The 18174-nt window shown below is 42.3% G+C and carries 15 protein-coding genes, 1 pseudogene and 1 riboswitch; of the genes and pseudogenes, 10 read left to right on the top strand and 6 right to left on the bottom strand.

Translation table 11 applies throughout. The annotated features are described in order from the left end of the window. Positions 1-65: 65 nt before the first annotated feature. Positions 66-376: pseudogene (locus IEW82_RS04820) on the bottom strand (plasmid recombination protein); the annotation flags it as partial. 571 nt (positions 377-947) lie between these two features. On the opposite strand from IEW82_RS04820, the gene IEW82_RS19965 reads away from it, so the two are divergent. Continuing rightward, positions 948-1823 (top strand): C40 family peptidase, encoded by an 876-nt coding sequence (locus tag IEW82_RS19965; protein ID WP_229672329.1) that lies wholly within the window; start codon positions 948-950, stop codon positions 1821-1823. A 14-nt stretch (positions 1824-1837) separates the two neighbouring features. Then, positions 1838-2200, top strand: coding sequence for a hypothetical protein (locus IEW82_RS04810; protein ID WP_188690022.1), 363 nt, complete (start codon positions 1838-1840; stop codon positions 2198-2200). A 262-nt stretch (positions 2201-2462) separates the two neighbouring features. On the opposite strand, the gene asnB is transcribed toward IEW82_RS04810, so the two are convergent. Beyond that, entirely contained in the window at positions 2463-4289 is a 1827-nt protein-coding gene (gene asnB / locus IEW82_RS04805; RefSeq protein WP_188690018.1) for an asparagine synthase (glutamine-hydrolyzing), read from the bottom strand. 408 nt (positions 4290-4697) lie between these two features. Between asnB and IEW82_RS04800 the strand changes: the two genes are divergently transcribed. From IEW82_RS04800 to IEW82_RS04770, 7 genes are all read left to right on the top strand, one after another. Next, the gene (locus IEW82_RS04800) at positions 4698-5726 is read left to right on the top strand and encodes a DUF3231 family protein (protein WP_188690015.1); all 1029 of its coding nucleotides are present in this window, start codon (positions 4698-4700) and stop codon (positions 5724-5726) included. A gap of 81 nt (positions 5727-5807) precedes the next feature. Beyond that, a riboswitch (TPP riboswitch) is annotated at positions 5808-5907 on the top strand. Positions 5908-6387: 480 nt separating this feature from the next. Further along, entirely contained in the window at positions 6388-7002 is a 615-nt protein-coding gene (locus IEW82_RS04795; protein ID WP_188690479.1) for a thiamine phosphate synthase, read from the top strand. A 3-nt stretch (positions 7003-7005) separates the two neighbouring features. Continuing rightward, positions 7006-8139, top strand: a complete 1134-nt coding sequence (gene thiO, locus IEW82_RS04790) for a glycine oxidase ThiO (RefSeq protein ID WP_188690012.1) — start codon at positions 7006-7008, stop codon at positions 8137-8139. Then, complete coding sequence (thiS, locus tag IEW82_RS04785; protein ID WP_188690009.1) at positions 8136-8339, top strand: sulfur carrier protein ThiS; 204 nt, start codon at positions 8136-8138, stop codon at positions 8337-8339. The genes thiO and thiS overlap by 4 nt, the downstream gene beginning before the upstream one ends. A 5-nt stretch (positions 8340-8344) precedes the next feature. Next, on the top strand, positions 8345-9121 hold the full coding sequence (locus tag IEW82_RS04780) for a thiazole synthase (RefSeq protein ID WP_188690006.1): 777 nt from the start codon (positions 8345-8347) through the stop codon (positions 9119-9121). Beyond that, the gene (locus tag IEW82_RS04775; protein WP_188690003.1) at positions 9108-10133 is read left to right on the top strand and encodes a MoeB/ThiF family adenylyltransferase; all 1026 of its coding nucleotides are present in this window, start codon (positions 9108-9110) and stop codon (positions 10131-10133) included. Before IEW82_RS04780 ends, IEW82_RS04775 begins: the two co-directional genes overlap by 14 nt. A gap of 644 nt (positions 10134-10777) precedes the next feature. Beyond that, positions 10778-11551, top strand: coding sequence for a YoaK family protein (locus IEW82_RS04770; protein WP_188689998.1), 774 nt, complete (start codon positions 10778-10780; stop codon positions 11549-11551). Between the two features lie 198 nt (positions 11552-11749). On the opposite strand, the gene IEW82_RS04765 is transcribed toward IEW82_RS04770, so the two are convergent. From IEW82_RS04765 to IEW82_RS04750, 4 genes are all read right to left on the bottom strand, one after another. Next, positions 11750-13327 (bottom strand): FAD-dependent oxidoreductase, encoded by a 1578-nt coding sequence (locus IEW82_RS04765; protein ID WP_188689995.1) that lies wholly within the window; start codon positions 13325-13327, stop codon positions 11750-11752. A gap of 155 nt (positions 13328-13482) precedes the next feature. Beyond that, positions 13483-14307: an aldo/keto reductase gene (locus tag IEW82_RS04760; protein WP_188689992.1), complete on the bottom strand. Its 825-nt coding sequence runs from the start codon at positions 14305-14307 to the stop codon at positions 13483-13485. Between the two features lie 203 nt (positions 14308-14510). Next, complete coding sequence (cypC, locus tag IEW82_RS04755; protein ID WP_188689989.1) at positions 14511-15779, bottom strand: CYP152 family fatty-acid peroxygenase CypC; 1269 nt, start codon at positions 15777-15779, stop codon at positions 14511-14513. Positions 15780-16064: 285 nt separating this feature from the next. Further along, positions 16065-16814, bottom strand: coding sequence for a class I SAM-dependent methyltransferase (locus tag IEW82_RS04750; RefSeq protein WP_188689986.1), 750 nt, complete (start codon positions 16812-16814; stop codon positions 16065-16067). Between the two features lie 154 nt (positions 16815-16968). On the opposite strand from IEW82_RS04750, the gene IEW82_RS04745 reads away from it, so the two are divergent. Next, positions 16969-17829: a dimethylarginine dimethylaminohydrolase family protein gene (locus IEW82_RS04745; RefSeq protein WP_188689983.1), complete on the top strand. Its 861-nt coding sequence runs from the start codon at positions 16969-16971 to the stop codon at positions 17827-17829. Positions 17830-18174 lie beyond the last annotated feature (345 nt).

Here is an 18174-nt window from a genome sequence, read left to right as displayed (position 1 = left end):
GAGTTAACCGGCTCAAGGAGGTCTATTTCTGATTCTCTGCGCTGCCCCCTTGTAAGAGGTGTAATAAAATCGTTCAAATCTCCAACTTGAACAATCATTTCCTGTTGGAGTGCTGTCTTTTTTCCCGACTGAATGTGTTTATAATAATCATTTATTTTTCGGTCGTTTCTTTTTTGTTTCGCATTGTATTTTTCCAATGCTTCCCCAAATTCTTCTTGATATTCCTTTAAGTCTTTTTGAACAAGATATTTATTGTCGCTCACTCCGAATAATCAATATGAGCATTTCGCTCTTTTTCTTTGTCATTTAAATCCAGATTATTATGTTTGATGTTGGTTTTATTCGTCGCTTTTTTAAGAGAAACAGACATCCCCATTGCGGAACCACCTCGCTTGATAGAAGCGTATAATAAGTTTGTTACTTTGTAAAAATAACCTTTTTTGTATTGTGACATCACGCTTCGCTGCATATCACAATGAAAAGTCTCTGCCGAGGGCTATAAACATTCCAGCATCCGCTGGATCAAGTGGGAAAACCGCCACTCGAAAAACATAAGACCTTTACCTTTTTTAGAAAAAGGTAAACACAAAAAAACCGATCTCCTGCCCCCTCCGGTGTGGGGCACTCAAAACCGGTTTGAAACGCTACCGTCAGTTAATCCAATGTATAAAACCCCTACCCTGAAAACTATTTTAAATTTGTTAAGGACAGCAAAAACTTGGGAAATCCGACATTGAAGGAGGCAGGTCTATTATCATAAAACTTGATTTACCAAATACCAATATGATGAAGCAGCAAGTTACACAAATTATAAAAATTATCATTGACTTCCCAATATTAGGTATTACAATAACATCGAAAAGTATTTTTTTCAAAAATTAAGGAGCGTTGAATTATCTAAGCGATACCGATTGATTTGAGAAAACAAAAAGATAGGAGAGGATTGAATGCAATTAGCTCCGAAAATAACGAAACATGTTTGGATAATGTGTCTAGCGCTGAGCGTGATTTTGTTTTCCGAAAATATGGCCAACGCAGATGCTGTCGAAACTACCGATAACCATACCGTCAATTGCCCTGCTACATATCAGCAAGGAACCGATGCAAAAATCATCACACAATCGAAAGCTGCATATGAAAAGACGTGTGAGAAAGTCATCGTTCCTGCCTATCATCGCTATTTAAACTCAGGGGAAACAGGGAGTTTTGAAGAATTCGCAGCCGATAATTACTACGAACAGGAAGCACCAGGCTTAAAAGGGGACGTGACCACAAATGTTACGGCCATGGGACCCGAATCCACAAAAAGCGGGGTTCATCCGATGATGAACGGCAAAACCGGCTACAAGATGAAGGCTGGTGACATTTTAGTTGTCTATGGCCGAAGCAGCAGTTCCCATTTTATTGGGCATGCCGCCATCGCCACCTCTTCAAAATATGTATTAGAAATGACGGGGCCAGGACATAAATCCGATCATCACACTAAAGCAAATTTCTTTAAAAGGAATACCAAAGGTTCAAGTTATGTTCTCGTGTATCGCATCAAAAAACATCCAACCTATGCTAAAAATGCAGCATCATACGCTTATCACCACATGTATAAAGGAGCCAGACCCAGTTACTTTATATCAACCCATCTGTATCATAAAGACCCAAGCTATTGCTCTAAATATGTTTACTTATCTTATTACTGGGGCGCAAAAAAAAGTTCGGTAAAAAAATGGCCGGAATATACACATATTGTCACGCCCCACGGGTTGGTAGGCAATTTCAAAGGAACTTTTAAACCCAACAAGATTCACAAAGTCACCAGTTACAAATAAGGGAGGAATTTTCAATGCTGAAAACAGTCAAAACGCTTGATGCTCTAGGTGGTGCGTTCTTCGCAATCATGGGGATATTATTGTTGATGAATTTCCTCGGAGGTTGGCAGAATCTCCAGTTCAACGAATTTCGCACCTTCACCATCGCTCTTGGCATTGCTGCGTTGATTTATTTATTGGTCGGTGCCAATTACTTTCTTTTGATATCGGAGCGTTTTCACAGCCAGCCGCTGTTGCTTGCAAGTCTGGTTGCCATCATCGTTATCAGCGCAATAATCATCATCACTGGGACCCACACTCCCTTTGTCTGGCCGATGGTAGCAGGCATGTCAATCGTAATCTTTTTAACTCTCATGAACCTTTCTATTAAAAAGTAACCATTAAGAAAAACCGGGCAAAAAGCATGCCCGGTCCTTGCTTAGTATAGAGCATCATGAAATATGAAAGAGGCTTCAGTGCCTGGTCAAGTGGATTGGAGCGCAAGGCGCGAGATTCGGCACTCTTGGCGTGATTTTTTCAATCCGCTCTAATCAAATTTCCCGTCATAGCTTTGGCATAATGCTTCATTTTTTCATAATTATCCTTTTGCACTAACAAAAGTTAGATTTTCAGGATTTCAGCTTATGGCCCCTGGTTTCATTAGATTTGAACAACGATATTATATTCTTTTAACCAGGCGTTAACTTGTAACAAATAATCCAAAAGCTGCTTCGCTTTTGCTCCTGTGATTTCTTGATCCTCTCCCTGAGCAATTCTGAGAAGACGATCGACTTTCACAAATTGCAAGAGTGGGGACTCATGGTCATCCAGAACATTAAGCATCATTTGACTTACCGCCTTAAGATAATCTTGATCCTTTGTACTTGGGTAAGCGCTTTTTCTCCGGTAACGGACATCATCCGGGAGATACCCCTTGAGGGCCCGACGCAAGATTCCCTTTTCAATATCGTCTATACTTTTTAACTCATGAGGAACGTTCCATAAGTATTCCACTAACCGATAATCACAAAAGGGGACCCTCACTTCAAATCCCGTCATCATGCTCGCCCGATCTTTTCTATCTAACATAAAAGGTAAAAACCGTGTGATGAACATGTAAGACATTTGCCGCTGTTTCCGATGCCATTCATCTTCATGATCTAGATGAGGAACCTCTAAAAGTGCTTCTTGATATCGACGTCTTTGGTACGCTTTCAATTGAAGTCTTTCTTGCCATTCCTCCTTAAGAATCCCAGAAACAAAGCCAAGATTGACTAGCCAAGGAAAAGTTCCTGCCTCTAAAAATTGTGCTTGATGGAACCAAGGGTAACCTGAAAATACCTCATCGGCAGATTCTCCAGATAAAGCGACCGTCGCATGCTTTTTCATTTCAGTAAATAAAAGGTAAAGTGACGTTTCCAATTCACCAATGCCTGGAAGATCGCGCGCACGCATGGGAGCATAAAGGTTTGCGGCTAAGTCCTCCGCGTTCAGGACAATCGAATGATGCGTCGTCCCCACATGCGCTGACACCTTTTGTACCCATGGCTCATCGCGATCGCGACGGAGAAAGTCCTCTTCAAAATCCTGCTCGTCGTGGGCAAAATTGATCGAATAGGTTTGTAAGGTCTCCCCCTTCTCTCTGTATTCTTGTCCAGCAATCGCTGTCAGACCACTGGAATCCAGTCCACCAGATAGCATAGAAACCAGCGGCTTGTCTGAAATAAGCTGATGCTTTACCGTATCTTCAAGTAATGTCCGGATAGTTTCAACTGTTGTCTCGACATCATCCGTATGCTGACGGCTTTGTAATTGCCAATAAGGTTTTAGGGTTCGAGTATGCGCTGTAAAAGTGGCATAGTGTCCCGCACGAATTTCTTTAATATTTTTGAATATGCCATTTCCCGGAGTTCTCATTGGCCCTAAACCAAAAATCTCAGCAAGACCCTCTTGATCAATTATCGCTTGAACAGAAGGATGAGCAAGCAGTACTTTAATTTCAGATCCAAAAATAACGCCATCCTCTGTCTCAGTATAAAATAACGGCTTAACACCGAGATGATCGCGACAAAGCATGAGCTGAGACTTCCTTTCATCCCAAATAGCAAATGCAAAAATTCCGTTAAAATGCTTCACACAGCTTTCTTCCCACTCTAAATAAGCATGTAAAAGCACTTCCGTATCGGAGAGAGAGGTAAAAGCATGCCCCTTTGCCTCTAGTTCCTGTCGCAATTCACGATAATTATAAAGCTCACCATTGTAAGTAAGGGCAATAGTAAAGCCATCCTGGCAATATACCATCGGCTGCCGTCCACCTTCAGGCGCAATGACAATTAACCTCCTGTGACCAAATGCTGCGTTTTTGGAGAACCAAAATCCTTCAGCATCGGGTCCTCTATGGGTGATGACGTCGGTCATTTTCTTTAAAACTTCTTGTTGATTGGATAAATCCTTTTTCCAATCAATCCAACCTGAAATTCCACACATTGTTCTTGCCTTCTTTCAAAGTGATATTGATTTCACCGCAAATGCTATACATTACAGGTTGAAATCGCAACTGTTTATCCTCCATTTCAATCAATTTGATGAGATAGTCCCATATGAAATAAAGCATATATAATTAAATTAGGAAAAAAGTTATGAGTCTTTTAAAACAGAATATAAAAATATAATTCTAATCTATATTATGAAAGTAATTACATATAAAATTCAATATAGCGCGAGGGGTCATACAAACAAAACTGAAGAGAAGAAGGAATAGCGTACATAGAAAGAATAAGATAGGAAAAGCTATAGTTATATCAAGAAAAAGGCTCATCATCCATTGATGAAAAGCTTTTTATACATAAATGAACAAAATATTAAAACTATACGTTAAACAACGGAGGGTAAGACATGACGTTTCAGTCTGACAGCCAACCGAAATTAACCTCTGCTGAACTCGCCTCACTTTGGACAGACTTTCTACAAAATACAATGACTCGATGTATATTTACTTACTTTCTTAAGGATGTAGAAGATAAAGACATCCGCAACATCATCCAGTCTGCCTATACGTTTTCTGATGAAAACGCCAAGGCTATCTCTGAATTTTTCTCATCGGAACACATCCCGCTACCCGTAGGTTTTCAAGACAAGGATGTTAACTTAAATGCGCCGCGTTTGTATTCCGATTTATATATGCTGTTCTATATTGAGAACACACTCAAAGCGGGGCTAATCAGCAGTGGAGGAGCCCTTGCTCTATGCGCAAGAAGTGATATTCGTGAATTTTTTAGTGATAGTTTATTTAAAACAACGCGTCTGTATAATCAAACAGTGGACCAAATGGCAAGTAAAGGCATACTGGTACGCGCACCTTATATTGAATACCCAAATGAAGTTGATCAGGTCGATTCACATAAGTACTTAAGTGGTCTTTCCCTTTTTAACAAAAAACGACCCTTAAACGCCATTGAAATTGCCTACCTTCATACGAATATCCAAACCAACCTTCTTGGCGCTAAATTAGCTTTAAGCTTTGCTCAGTCTTCTGCCCAAAAGAATGTTCAACGCTACATGCTAAGAGGTGCAAATATTTCTGAGAAGCATATCAAATTATTCACCGATATACTTATTAATAATGACATTCAACCTCCAATCTCATCAGACCATGCCATCACAGATTCAACAACCCCACCCTTTTCAGATAAACTGATGATGTTCCATATGTCGGTAATAAGCGCACTTGGAACAGGCAATTATGCGACAGCTGCTGCTGCCAGCCAGCGCAGCGACTTGATTGTCAATTACGAGCGTTTATCGGCTGAAATTGCAGAGTTTGCTAAAGATGGCGCTGATATCATGATCAACAATGCATGGCTCGAACAGCCCCCAACAACCACGGACAAAGAGCTATTGGCAAAGAAAAAGGATAAAAGATAAAAGTAGAAAAAATAAAATAGTTTTGGCATAAGGATTGATTAAAAAGAAGCTCTAGTGTTATGATGAAAAAAACAACCATACATTCTCTACTAGGGGTGCCCCAATGGGCTGAGACAGAGACATCTGAACCCTTGAACCTGATCTGGTTGATACCAGCGTAGGAAAGTGGAGTGCTAGAGGATCTTGCTTCCGTTTGATAAATGTTATTTATTGGATGCTCAAACCACTTTCCGAAATAGGAAGGTGGTTTTTTTATACTATCAGAATGTATACCTTCGCTGACGCTCCTAAAGGAAGAGAGTATAAGGCGGGCTTTAACTTTCGCCACCTGAGGCTTGCGGGCAACCTAAGTGTGTGATGTGCAAAAATCACATCAGGAGTACCAGCGAAGGGGTGCAAGCCAAGTTTTCTAATCTCATCCAAATAGTAAAAACCTTCGCTAACGTATTTAAGGGAACGTATAAGTAACCTTTGATGGCACCAATAGTGTGTCATTGGTTTGCCATCGCATCAGAAACAACGCGCATTTAGTTTGTGATCGAGGCAATCCTATCACGACGCAAAGTTTTTCTAATTACATAGCAAAGGCAGAGCCCTTTCCTACACTTTACACAGAGTACGTTCCCTTATGTTGATTTCATTTAGTGAAAGGAGGTAAAAAATCATCGAGCATTTTCATGTCATTTCTAATGGAAAACTTGCCTTTCCAGACTTTCTATCCATCGCACAAAGGATTCATCCCTATGTATCGGCCATTCATCTTCGTGAAAAACAGCGTTCAGAATCAGAGCTGGAACAGTGGATCAAGGGGATGGTGACTAATGGCATTCCTAAAGAAAAAATCATCTTGAATACATGGGGAAAGCTAGCTGGAGAATATCAACTTAAAGGCGTTCATTTACCTACACATCAAGGTTCCCCACAAGCTATCAAGCAGCACTATCCTTTTTTAAAGGTCGGCGTCTCCGTCCATGATTTGTCTGAAGCAATAGCTTACCAAAACAGCGCTGTAGATTATCTATTCTTTGGCAATGTTTATGAGACAGCATGTAAGCCAGGCCTTAAAGGCAAAGGCCTAACAGAGCTTCAAAAAATCACGAACACCGTGTCATTACCTGTTATGGCTATCGGTGGTATCCAGCCAGCACATCTCCCAGGGCTGATAAAAGCTGGGGCTTCGGGGGTTGCCATGATGTCAGGGGTTATCGAAGCTAATGACCCTGTGAAAGCAATAAAAGACTATCTGTCATTCTACCTACAGAAAAAGGAGGTGTAGCGCATGCAACCCAAACGTTTCGACGCTATTGTCATCGGCGGTGGTGTCATTGGCTGTTCCATCGCTTTTCACTTATCAAAGCTAAATAAAAAGGTCTTACTTTTAGAAAGAAACCAAATTGGCTGCGAGGCCTCAAGTGCAGCTGCTGGCATGCTCGGCGTTCAAGCTGAATTAGAGGCTGGTGATCCACTTTTTGAGAGCGCAAGATTAAGTCGAGAGATGTTTCCTTCTATCGCGTCTGAGCTTCGCGAACTGACACATATAGATATTGAGCTCATTCATAACGGTCAATTAAAGCTTGCTGAGGATGAAGGTCAGGTTGAAGCTCTAAAGGCGCTTGCTGAGTGGCAACGCTCCATTGGCGAAGACGCTGTTTGGTTAGATCGCGATGCCCTGCTTCGCCTCGAACCCTGCTTATCTGAGCATATCTATGGAGCGCTCTATTTCCCAAAGGAAGGTCATGTATATGCTCCACGTTTGACCCAAGGCTTTGCCAAAGCGGCTGCTTTATTAGGGACCAAAATTCGAGAATACTGTCACGTTCAAAACCTACTGATTTCTAATGAAGAGGTTCAGGGGGTTCACACTAATACCGGGGATTATTATAGTGATGCAGTTATTGTGGCAACGGGAGCATGGTCAAATCAATGGTTGCCAGAGAAGCTCCAACAAGGGCTGTATCCTGTAAAAGGAGAAGCCTTCTCATTGACAACCCACTATCCACTGATAAAACGAACGATTTTTACTAAGGGTTGCTATATTGTACCCAAAAGAGGGGGCGAGCTTTATGTTGGTGCAACGATGAAGGCACATACCTTTGAGAAGTCTGTCTCACTTGAGGGATTATCTACTCTTATGAATAAGGTCCAAGCACTTCTCCCCGTCATCAACACAGCAACTATGCAGCACTTTTGGTCAGGGATTCGCCCAATGACACAGGATGGCCTTCCTTACCTCGGTGAACATCCTAAGGCAAAGCGACTTTTTGTTGCCACAGGACATTACCGCAATGGCATTTTATTAAGCCCGATCACAGGGAAGCTTATGGCTGAGCTCGTCACAGGACAAACGCGCTCTGCTGATTTAACTGCCTTTCGCTTAGACCGCCATTTTGAAACTGAGGAGGTTCTAACATGACATTAACAATTAACGGTCGGCAAATGGAAGTACCTAATACGGTAACTCATGTTAAGAGCTTATTATCCCACTTAAATTTAGAAAATAAGATAACTGTTGTTGAACTTAATAATGAAATCATTGAAAAAGCGGCACACGCCGAGCAAGCCCTCACTGACGGCGATCGCGTGGAAATAGTCCATTTTATTGGAGGAGGATGATGGCGATGTTAAAAATAGCAAACTACGAATTTAGCTCCCACTTATTATTAGGAACAGGTAAATATGCAGACTTTCATTTACAAAAAAGCGCTGTAGAAGCCTCAGAAACAGAGATATTAACCTTTGCAGTAAGAAGGATGAATATCTTCGAAGCCTCACAGCCTAACTTTTTGGATATGATTGATGTTGATAAGTACACCCTGCTTCCGAACACTGCCGGAGCAAAGACAGCTGAAGAAGCGGTACGCATTGCCAAATTGGCTAAGGCCTCTGGCCTCTGTGATATGGTAAAAGTAGAGATTATTGGCGACCAAAAGACTTTATTACCTGATCCGTTTGAGACATTAAAAGCATGCGAGGCTTTACTCAACGAAGGCTTTATTGTTCTTCCTTACATCTCTGACGACGTGGTGTTGGCTAAAAGATTACAAGAACTTGGGGTTCACGCCGTCATGCCAGGAGCTTCCCCTATCGGCTCTGGACAAGGCATACTCAATCCTATGAATTTAGCATTCATTATTGAGCAAGCCACAGTCCCTGTCGTTGTCGATGCAGGGATTGGCTCACCCACTGATGCGACCTTAGCTATGGAATTGGGAGCGAGTGGTGTTCTTTTAAACACAGCGGTTTCAGATGCCAAGGATCCAGTTAAAATGGCCTTGGCGATGAAGCTAGCCGTCGAGGCGGGCCGTCATGGATTTGAAGCTGGGCGCATCCCAAAAAAAACCTATGCCAGTGCGAGCAGTCCAACTGAGGGGATGAGTACGGTTGAACAAGGATAGATATTCAAGGCAGACACTTTTTACTCCAATAGGAGAAAAAGGCCAAGAAAAATTGCAGCACTCCCATGTACTCGTGGTGGGTGCTGGCGCCCTTGGCGCAAGTATCTCAGACATCCTGGTTCGAGCAGGGGTTGGCCAGCTCACAATTATTGACCGTGATTATGTGGAGTGGAGCAACCTTCAAAGGCAGCCGCTCTATACGGAAAGCGATGCCGAGGAGCATTTACCTAAGGCGATTGCTGCTCAAAGGCGATTAACACAAATCAATTCAGACGTGTCTATACAAGCCATCATTGCCGATCTTGATGCCCAGGAGTTAGCTAAGCATTGCTCGGTTACTGATCTCATTATTGATGCGACTGATAATTTTGAAACACGGATGCTGATTAATGATAGTGCTCAGAAGTATAAGATCCCATGGATATATGGAGGATGTGTGGGCAGTACCGGAATCACTTATACCATCCTCCCTGATCATACCCCATGTTTGGCTTGTCTTCTTGATGCGCTCCCATTGGCTGGCGAGACCTGTGATACAGTTGGAATTATCAGCCCAGCTGTTCAGCTTGTCACAGCCCATCAAGCCACTGAGGCTTTGAAGCTGCTTGTTCAAGATGCTGCATCCCTTCGAGGCACATTACTATTCTTTGATCTATGGACTAACGAACACTCTACTATTAACGTCACTTCAATGAAAAAACACGATTGCCCATCATGCGGTGCTTCGCCTACTTACCCATATCTAAATAACAAGAATCAGACGAAGACTGCTGTCCTATGCGGTAGAGATAGCGTCCAGATCAGGCCATATAGACAATCGCCATTTAATCTAGAAACACTCGCACAACAACTCGCTAGGCTAAACGGCACTGTCAAGCGCAATCCCTTCTTAATTAATTTCGAGATTGGGGAGCACCGCTTAGTCATCTTTCAAGACGGGCGCGTCCTTGTGCATGGCACAAAAGATATTGCTGTGGCCAAAACCTTGTACACCCGTTACATTGGTGGTTGAGTGCATAGGAAAAGCATAGTTTTATGGAAAAATTAGATTATCCCCCACCGCTTCGCTAAGTCACAGTCCGAACGTATAAGATAAGAAAAACCGGGCGAAAAGCACGCCCGGTCCTTGGCTTGGTACAGAGCATCATGATATATGAAAGAGGCTTCATTGCCGGGTCAAGTGGATGGGAGCGCAAGGTGCGAGACTCCAGCGGGAAGTGGGAGATCGGTAAGACCTTAGCAGTGCGCAGCGCGAGGAGGCTTACCACTCCCCCACGGAAAGCGAGCGGCCTGGAGCGGAAATCTGCACCGTCCTCATGACCAGAAATTTTATACTTTCTGATCTTTCAAAAAAGAAGCCCCACCTGGAGCTTCTTTTTAGATATGTTGATCTCATTCCTTTTAACTCTACAGCACCACATCCATATCCTCTATTTTTTCCATGGTTGATTCTAAGTCGGAGGCGATCTTTCCCGTAAACCTCATTTTTATTTCCCAGAAGGCTTTCCCCTATTTTAAAAGTTTACTATAATGGTCGAAGATATCATTTCCGATGATGAAAAGCAAGTTTGGTTCTATCGATGGAAATGGCTTGGATACATGTGGGCAAACGTCCCTGCATATATACAAAGTAATAACACTGAAAAGGAGACAGAGATGAATCCATCCAAAAAGTCACTAAATATATTGGTTATTTTACTTACTATGGTCTCTGGCTGTTCAGATGCAATAAGTTTTCTTGCGTTGGGTGAAGTGTTAACGGCGGCGATGACAGGGAATACTGTATTTTTCGGTTTATCGCTTGTACACGCCGATGACTTGGCGCCATTAGGCTATTTGATTGCCTTGCTCGGATTTATGTTAGGTGTTGCCGTTGGCGCATTTATTTTACGAAATAAGCGCCATGAAACAGGCTTGAATTCTACAGTCCTCTTTACCCTTTGTATTGAATGGTTAGGATTCGTCGTGTTTGGCCTTGTTGTTTATTTCATGATGGCACCTCATCAATATATATTGATCTTACTGCTGTCATTCTCGATGGGCATCCAAGGAACCACGGCCAGAAGACTTGGCATCAACGGCGTCCCTACGACCGTTATCACGAGTACAACCACAGGTATGATTGAAGCCTTAGTTTGGAAAGCACATCATGCCCTCACCTCAAAAAAACAACCAGCAGATCATGCTGATAAACCCGCGCTTGCCAGCATGGGCTCCATAGTGATCTGGGCAGTTGATATTGTCATTTATGGCGTCGGTGCAGCGCTATGTGGATTATTGGAGATAAAATGGGGCCTTCATGCCATCTGGTTACCTGTTGGGATTTTATTCGTTACGCTAGTCGGAATGTTAGTCGTTCAATTACGGCTGCACCAGTCAAAGCACGTCATTTATCAAAAACCACACGATCATAAGCATTTAAAAGGATAAGAACGCCCGGTCCATGACAAGCCACTCAGAACACGAACTGTTGATATGCTTTCCTGCTTCAACAGATGTCATTCCGTAAATCCCAGGCCGATAAAAAACAAGCTTCAAAGGATTCACGCCAAGGGATAAAAGTGCAATAGTATACAAACAGCCCCTCATAGGTCGGAATTGGCAAGCATGTGGGGCTGCTTCTATTTTTTAATACCCCGAATCCTCCGAGGTAAAATTGTCCAGGAAATGATGGTCGTGTTGCTGTAATGGCGTTTCGGCAGGTCCCTCAATGACTTCTCCTGTATAAGAAAAACGCGAGCCATGGCAGGGACAGTCCCATGTACGCTCTCCGTCGTTCCACTCTACTTCACAGCCTAAATGCGTGCACGTTGTATCCACAACATGCAAGGCCCCTTCTTTATCCTTATAAACGCCCTTCCTTTGCCCTTTATGAATGACCACGCCTCCCTCATCATTGGCAAAGTCATTCATTTTTCTATTAGGTGCCTCGATTTTTCCCTTTATTAAATGACCAGCAACATTTGCATTTTCCACCAAGAAATTCTTAAGACTCGGATGCAGGTAAAAGCGCGATGGGGTAAATAATTTTTGATAGGGTGTCTCTTGCTGCATGACATAATCTCGTAAAAGCAGTGCTGCCGCAGTGCCATTGGTCATCCCCCATTTCCTATACCCCGTTGCGACTAAAATGTTTGCCTCCCCAGAAGTAAGCTCACCGATATAAGGGAGCTTATCCAATGTCACTAGATCCTGCGCCGACCACCGGTAAGCAACTCTGTCGATACCAAAGAGCTCATCACCAAAGGTCTCCAATGCTTTATAATGGGCCATTGTGTCTGTCCCTTGACCTGTCTTATGGCTTTCTCCCCCAACTAAAACTATTTCCTCACCATTCATCATTGTAGAGCGGAGGGATCTCACCGGATCCTCTGCATTAATATACATGCCTCCTGGATAGTGCTTTTTTGTTTTTACCGCTACAACGTAAGAACGCTCTGCATGCATTCTTGTAAAATAAAAGCCTTTGCCCTCATAGAAGGGAAAATGTGAGCATACAAGTACATAACGCCCCGTGACCTCGAGTCCCTTACGCGTGAAAACCACTGGTTCTTTTCCCGTTTTCACGTTGACTGCCGTCGTATCTTCAAAAATAAGGCCACCCTTTTCCTTAATGACATCAATGAACCGCGCAAGATATTTAACAGGATGAAATTGGGCTTGATTTTTCATCACCAGCCCATTTTGAATATCAATATCCAGAGCGAGATTGTTAACAAGGCCTCCATCGATTCCAAGCTTTGCATAAGCCTTTGCTTCCTTTTCAAGCTTGCGGGCATAATGCTCTGTCGTTGCATAGATGTAGGCATCCTGTTCACTAAAATCGCAATCAATACTGTGCTCCTCTATGGTTTTTCTAATAAAGCTTAATGCTTCTGCATTGGCTTCGTAGTATAGCCGCGTTCTGCTTTTTCCGATATTTTGAATAAATTCATCATAAATTAAACCGTGTTGAACCGTTACCTTAGCTGTAGTGTGTCCCGTTGTGCCATTTAACAGCTTTCCTGCTTCTAACACGGCAACCTTCAGACCTTCTTTGACCAATAAATAAGCTGCCGTGAGTCCTGTAATCCCTCCGCCGACAATCACCACATCGACTTGTAGATTGTCTTCTAATTGAGGAAACTCGGGTAAGGTAATAAAATCTCTCCAATAAGGCTCTGGAGATTCAGGGAATGTGTCTTTGGTACGTTTGTTTTGAGACATCCGTACATCCTCCGCTTCATATGTGATAAACTTATGGTTACCAATAAAAGGATGCCTATGCGTCTCAAGGTTTATGAGTCTTCCTTTTGTTAAGGAACTTTATTTTCATATGAAAAAAGAAGCCCCGCAGTAGGGACTTCTTTTTGATGCCATCATTATCGCACGTTCATTTCACTTGGCTTTGATCCTTTACGTCTGTTACGATTCAGTTCATTGATCTTATCCATTTCTTCTGCAGTTAATGAAAAATCAAAGACATTGATATTTTCTTCAATACGAGAAGGTGTCACTGACTTTGGAATAACGATGGTATTATTCTGTAAGTGCCAGCGTAAGACGACTTGAGCAGGTGTTTTGCCATGCGCTGCAGCAATGGCTTGAATCACATCATCTGAAAGCACCTCGCCACCTTGATCAAGAGGGCTCCATGCTTCAACAAAAATATCATGCTTCGCACAGAAATCCTTCAATTCTGTCTGTGAAAGATAAGGATGGCATTCAACTTGGTTTAGCACAGGCTTAACCTCGCACTCAGCGAAAAGTCGTTCCAAATGTTCAATATCAAAGTTACATACACCAATCGCTTTGACACGCCCGTCTTTATAAAGCTTTTCCATCGCTTTATATGTATCAACATACTGATCATATTTTGGTGTTGGCCAATGAATGAGATATAAATCAACATAATCCAAGCCTAATCTTTCTAAGCTTTCTTCATAGGCCCGAAGCGTATTGTCATAGCCTTGATCACTATTCCATACCTTTGTTGTGATAAATAAGTCCTCACGAGGGATAGAGGCATTAGCAATCGCTCTTCCAACACCCTTTTCATTTTTGTATATCATTGCTGTATCAATTGAGGTATAACCAGATTCGAGCGCTTTTGAAACAGCGGCTGTTGCTTGATCATCTTCAACCTGCCACACACCAAAACCGAGCTGTGGCATTTTCAAACCATTATTCAAAGTTACAAAATCCATATTAGAGCACTCCTTTTTATGGGTTTTCATCTTTAGTATACCGATTTCATGTTCAAGCTGTCATATGAAATGCTTATCAATCGGGTTCATTCAATCATTCCAGTCCTTGGTGTCGGTACACTTGGCTATATCATTGGCAATGATATAGGAAGCATGATTATCTATTTTCACAGGGTCTATAACAACGCTCGAAGGAAAGTATTTTACCGAGCTTTTTTCCAAATGTCTCTGATAATAAACCCACTTTTTGGGACTGTTGGCATCTTAACAAGGTCCACTGTCAAATCCTGATCCTCTGGGACATCATACTTCATTCCATTTACCAGGACATCTAAGCTGACCTTCATAATATCAATTGTTGCCGCCTCCCCAGGACAGCGATGGCCCAGACTTGGATCCCCTCCCCCTTGTGGAATATAGGAATAAGGATCTGACTCCCAATGCTTAAACCGCTCAGGATTGAATTGTTCAGGACTTTCCCAAATTACTGGATCGTGATTGGTTCCATAAGCATCTAAAATGACCATTGTCCCTTGCTTAAAGCGTTGGTTTTCCCACTCGAAGTCTTGTTTCACATGAGCCCCTAGGAACGGCGTAAAGGGATAAAAACGACGTACTTCTTGAACAAACCACTGAGAGTGAGCCAAGTCCTTATCGTCTCTCAACTTCGGTAGGTACTCTGGATAGGTGTGAAGCGCTAGTGCTTCAAAGGTTATATAATTAGCAACAGCAACAATAGGTCGCAAAATATTAATCAATTCAATAGCGGCCATTTGTGAGTCCAATAGTTGACCATTTGGATCACGATAAAAGGCCATGACATGGGCTGGCGTTTCTTCTGAAGGACTAAGGTCACCTCGTCTTATCTGATCAACAAGCGTCGTGATCCATTCCTCTGACCTCTGCCTTGCCTTTCTTCCTCGCCAATGCCGAGGTCCCACGGCACCAAAAGCATCAACCATATTGCCAAAATCCCGTGCCCGCTCCTTAACTTCAGCTTCTTCTAAAGGAATACCTGCCCACTTGCAGGAGATACGACACAATAAATCTTGAACAGCATCAAAAAGAATCACCTTCTCTTGATTCACCCATTTATTTAAACTTTCATTCCATTCCTGACGCGTTAGTTTTTTTAGTTTATCTAAACGTTTTGATGTCATTAGGGATAAGAATAAATCCTTACGATGACTATGCTTCGTTCCATCTAAGGTCTGAATCGCGTTTTCTCCAAATAACGTTTTTTGTATCCGCTTTGGAACCGAACCATGACGCTCTATTTTTTCATTATCGTAGAAAATTTTTACTGCCTCTTTTCCACTGATACAAATCGCTTCTTTGCCTAATAACCTTGTTTGAAAGATATTTGATTGCAACTCTCGACAGCGATTTTGCACAAAAAGATACCCTTCTCGGAGGATATCAAGCGTACTATCTATCGCTTGATCCTTTGGAGCCTGCTGTTTTGATGGCATGACAGAAACGTTCTCCTTATCATTTTTTAGAGTTATCATGCGTTAGCGAAGAGTAGATTATGCGCACGCACCAAAAAATGTAAAATATATATTTTTATTTGAGCACTGACTAAGCTCCTAGATAGAAGCCACTCTTTATAATTCTTGCTTAATATGGTTGATAATAGCAGAAGGTGCCTCTTCATCATGTTTGTAATATTCTCCTATATATCAAATCGATAGTCCCTTGTTAGACACGATCCTCTTCATTAATGATAGCGAATAATTGCTGATCCCCTCGTTCACTTATTTTCTTGCTTTGACGATAAAAGTTGCTGGGAGGAGCTCCGCCTTTGCTGTGGAATACCATCTCGAGACATCAGCAGCTTGCTCTGGAAATACCACGTCATCAATAACTCTTTCCAATTTAAAACCCATCTCAAGCAATGCATTGATATAAGTACTTAATTTACGATGATAAATATATACACTTTGATGCCAGCCTGCATTGAGTTCTGGCCCCTCTACGGTATAAGGCTTATCGAAGACAAAAGCAGATAAGTCCTCGTTATACGACAGCCGATCATGAATTGGATGCTCCCAGCTGAAAATAAATGTTCCCCCTGGCTTTAAATACGCATAAATATGCCTTAAAGTTTGCTTTAAATCAACCGTCCAGCCTAAAGCATAAATGGAATAAACCGTATCAAAGTAATTCAAAGGTATTCCCGGATTAGCTTCCATTGGTGATTCAAATAGGGTCACTTTTGCTTGTTGCTCATCTAAAAGTGCTTTTGCTGCACTAATCTGCTTACTCGCGAGATCAAGGCCCCAAAGCTCCTCCGCCCCCTGATTTTTCATATATTGCAAGGAATGCCCACTCCCACATCCAATTTCTAGTACCTTTTTCTGAGCTAACGTACCAAACAAATGTAATTGCTGCTCACTTGGAGCAAAAGGTCCATAGTCTGGAAGAGCTGTTCTTCCAAAAAAGCGCTCAGCAGCTTGTTCCCAGCCTTCTTTATTCGTTTTTAACATTTCTTGATGCGCCTCCATTACCTCTCTCCCCTTCATAACGGTCCTTTTTTAGAGTTCGACACCCTTCTTCAGTTTCCTTCACAAGAGGATTACAATTTCTCCTATGGTTTAATCCCCACACTTATCGGTTATCTTATGGATAATGTTCCAAGCGATGAGGAGGGAATGAAGCATGGCATCTCAACCCATGACTAAAAGCTATTGTTTTAGTGAATATGATCCATTACAGCAAGTGATTGTCTGTTCTCCCCAACATATGACGATCCGTGACGTTATCAATGACACACAGGAGCATTTTCTTGATGAGGGTATTAATGTGGGGCGAGCTATTCAGCAGCATACCGCTTTTATCAACACCTTACGCCAGTATGGTATTACCGTGCATTTATTGCCCTATTACAAAAAATTCCCTGAGCAAGTGTTCACTCGCGACATCGGTTTTACAATCGGACCTACTATTTTTGTTGCGGAAATGGCCAGTAAGGTTAGACAAGGAGAGGAAAATATCCTCAAAGAATGGCTTGAGGACGAAGCTATCTCCTATTACAATCTGATCGGGGAGAGAATTGAGGGGGGCGATGTCATCGTTGATAAGGAAACCATCTACATTGGCTTGAGCCAGCGCACCACACGTCGTGCTGTAGAACATTTGCAAACACTCTTAACTCAATTCAAGGTCATCGCCATCCCATTTAAAGCAAGATACCTGCACCTTGATTGTGTATTTAATGTCATTTCACCAGATGTTGCCTTAGTCTTTCCAGAAGCCTTAACGCAAGAGAATATGGCCTTGTTTGCTTCCAAATATGAGCTGATTGAAGTAACAAAAGAAGAACAGTTCACCCTTGGAACCAATGTGCTAGCTATTGGCAACAATCGGATATTAAGCTTACCTGTCAACAAACAGGTTAATAAGGCGCTCCGTGCCCGCGGCTTTGAAGTTATAGAAATCAATCTATCCGAAATCATTAAATCCGGAGGATCCTTTCGCTGTTGTACACTGCCTATCATCCGAGGCAGCGATAACCCATAAGATTAAAAAACATCTGGTACTCCCTTACAGATAGTGGTTAATAGGAATTGCCATCCCGTGGTACCAGCCTTTCGTTATGCCGAGGAAGTATTTTGTTAAAAGGTCTTGTCCTTTGTTGCTTTGCGAGGGCTCCTGTTAACTTGTCCCTCTTTTTCGTTACGGGCAGGCTATGATTTGAAACCTTACATCCTTGGTTCCTTTTTGCTAAATTGAGTGGTTATTCGCTAAATGAGCCATGTCTTTTGTTATTTTGAGGGTTGCTTTTGTTAACCTGCCCTCCTTTTTGTTGCAGGACACCGCCACTCTATCAACATCTAAAAATCTCCCTGCTTCAACAAAAAGAGA

The sequence above is a fragment of the Pullulanibacillus camelliae genome, assembly GCF_014642655.1.
GTDB lineage: Bacteria > Bacillota > Bacilli > Bacillales > Sporolactobacillaceae > Pullulanibacillus > Pullulanibacillus camelliae.
Note: the sequence above shows the minus strand (reverse complement) of the source record. Positions and strands in the feature narration are given on the sequence as shown.

Coding starts and splice junctions, on each gene's coding strand:
- IEW82_RS19965 (WP_229672329.1), top strand. CDS start 948: ATGCAATTAGCTCCGAAAATAACGAAACATGTTTGGATAATGTGTCTA.
- IEW82_RS04810 (WP_188690022.1), top strand. CDS start 1,838: ATGCTGAAAACAGTCAAAACGCTTGATGCTCTAGGTGGTGCGTTCTTC.
- asnB (WP_188690018.1), bottom strand. CDS start 4,289: ATGTGTGGAATTTCAGGTTGGATTGATTGGAAAAAGGATTTATCCAAT.
- IEW82_RS04800 (WP_188690015.1), top strand. CDS start 4,698: ATGACGTTTCAGTCTGACAGCCAACCGAAATTAACCTCTGCTGAACTC.
- thiO (WP_188690012.1), top strand. CDS start 7,006: ATGCAACCCAAACGTTTCGACGCTATTGTCATCGGCGGTGGTGTCATT.
- thiS (WP_188690009.1), top strand. CDS start 8,136: ATGACATTAACAATTAACGGTCGGCAAATGGAAGTACCTAATACGGTA.
- IEW82_RS04780 (WP_188690006.1), top strand. CDS start 8,345: ATGTTAAAAATAGCAAACTACGAATTTAGCTCCCACTTATTATTAGGA.
- IEW82_RS04770 (WP_188689998.1), top strand. CDS start 10,778: ATGAATCCATCCAAAAAGTCACTAAATATATTGGTTATTTTACTTACT.
- IEW82_RS04765 (WP_188689995.1), bottom strand. CDS start 13,327: ATGTCTCAAAACAAACGTACCAAAGACACATTCCCTGAATCTCCAGAG.
- IEW82_RS04760 (WP_188689992.1), bottom strand. CDS start 14,307: ATGGATTTTGTAACTTTGAATAATGGTTTGAAAATGCCACAGCTCGGT.
- cypC (WP_188689989.1), bottom strand. CDS start 15,779: ATGCCATCAAAACAGCAGGCTCCAAAGGATCAAGCGATAGATAGTACG.
- IEW82_RS04750 (WP_188689986.1), bottom strand. CDS start 16,814: ATGGAGGCGCATCAAGAAATGTTAAAAACGAATAAAGAAGGCTGGGAA.
- IEW82_RS04745 (WP_188689983.1), top strand. CDS start 16,969: ATGGCATCTCAACCCATGACTAAAAGCTATTGTTTTAGTGAATATGAT.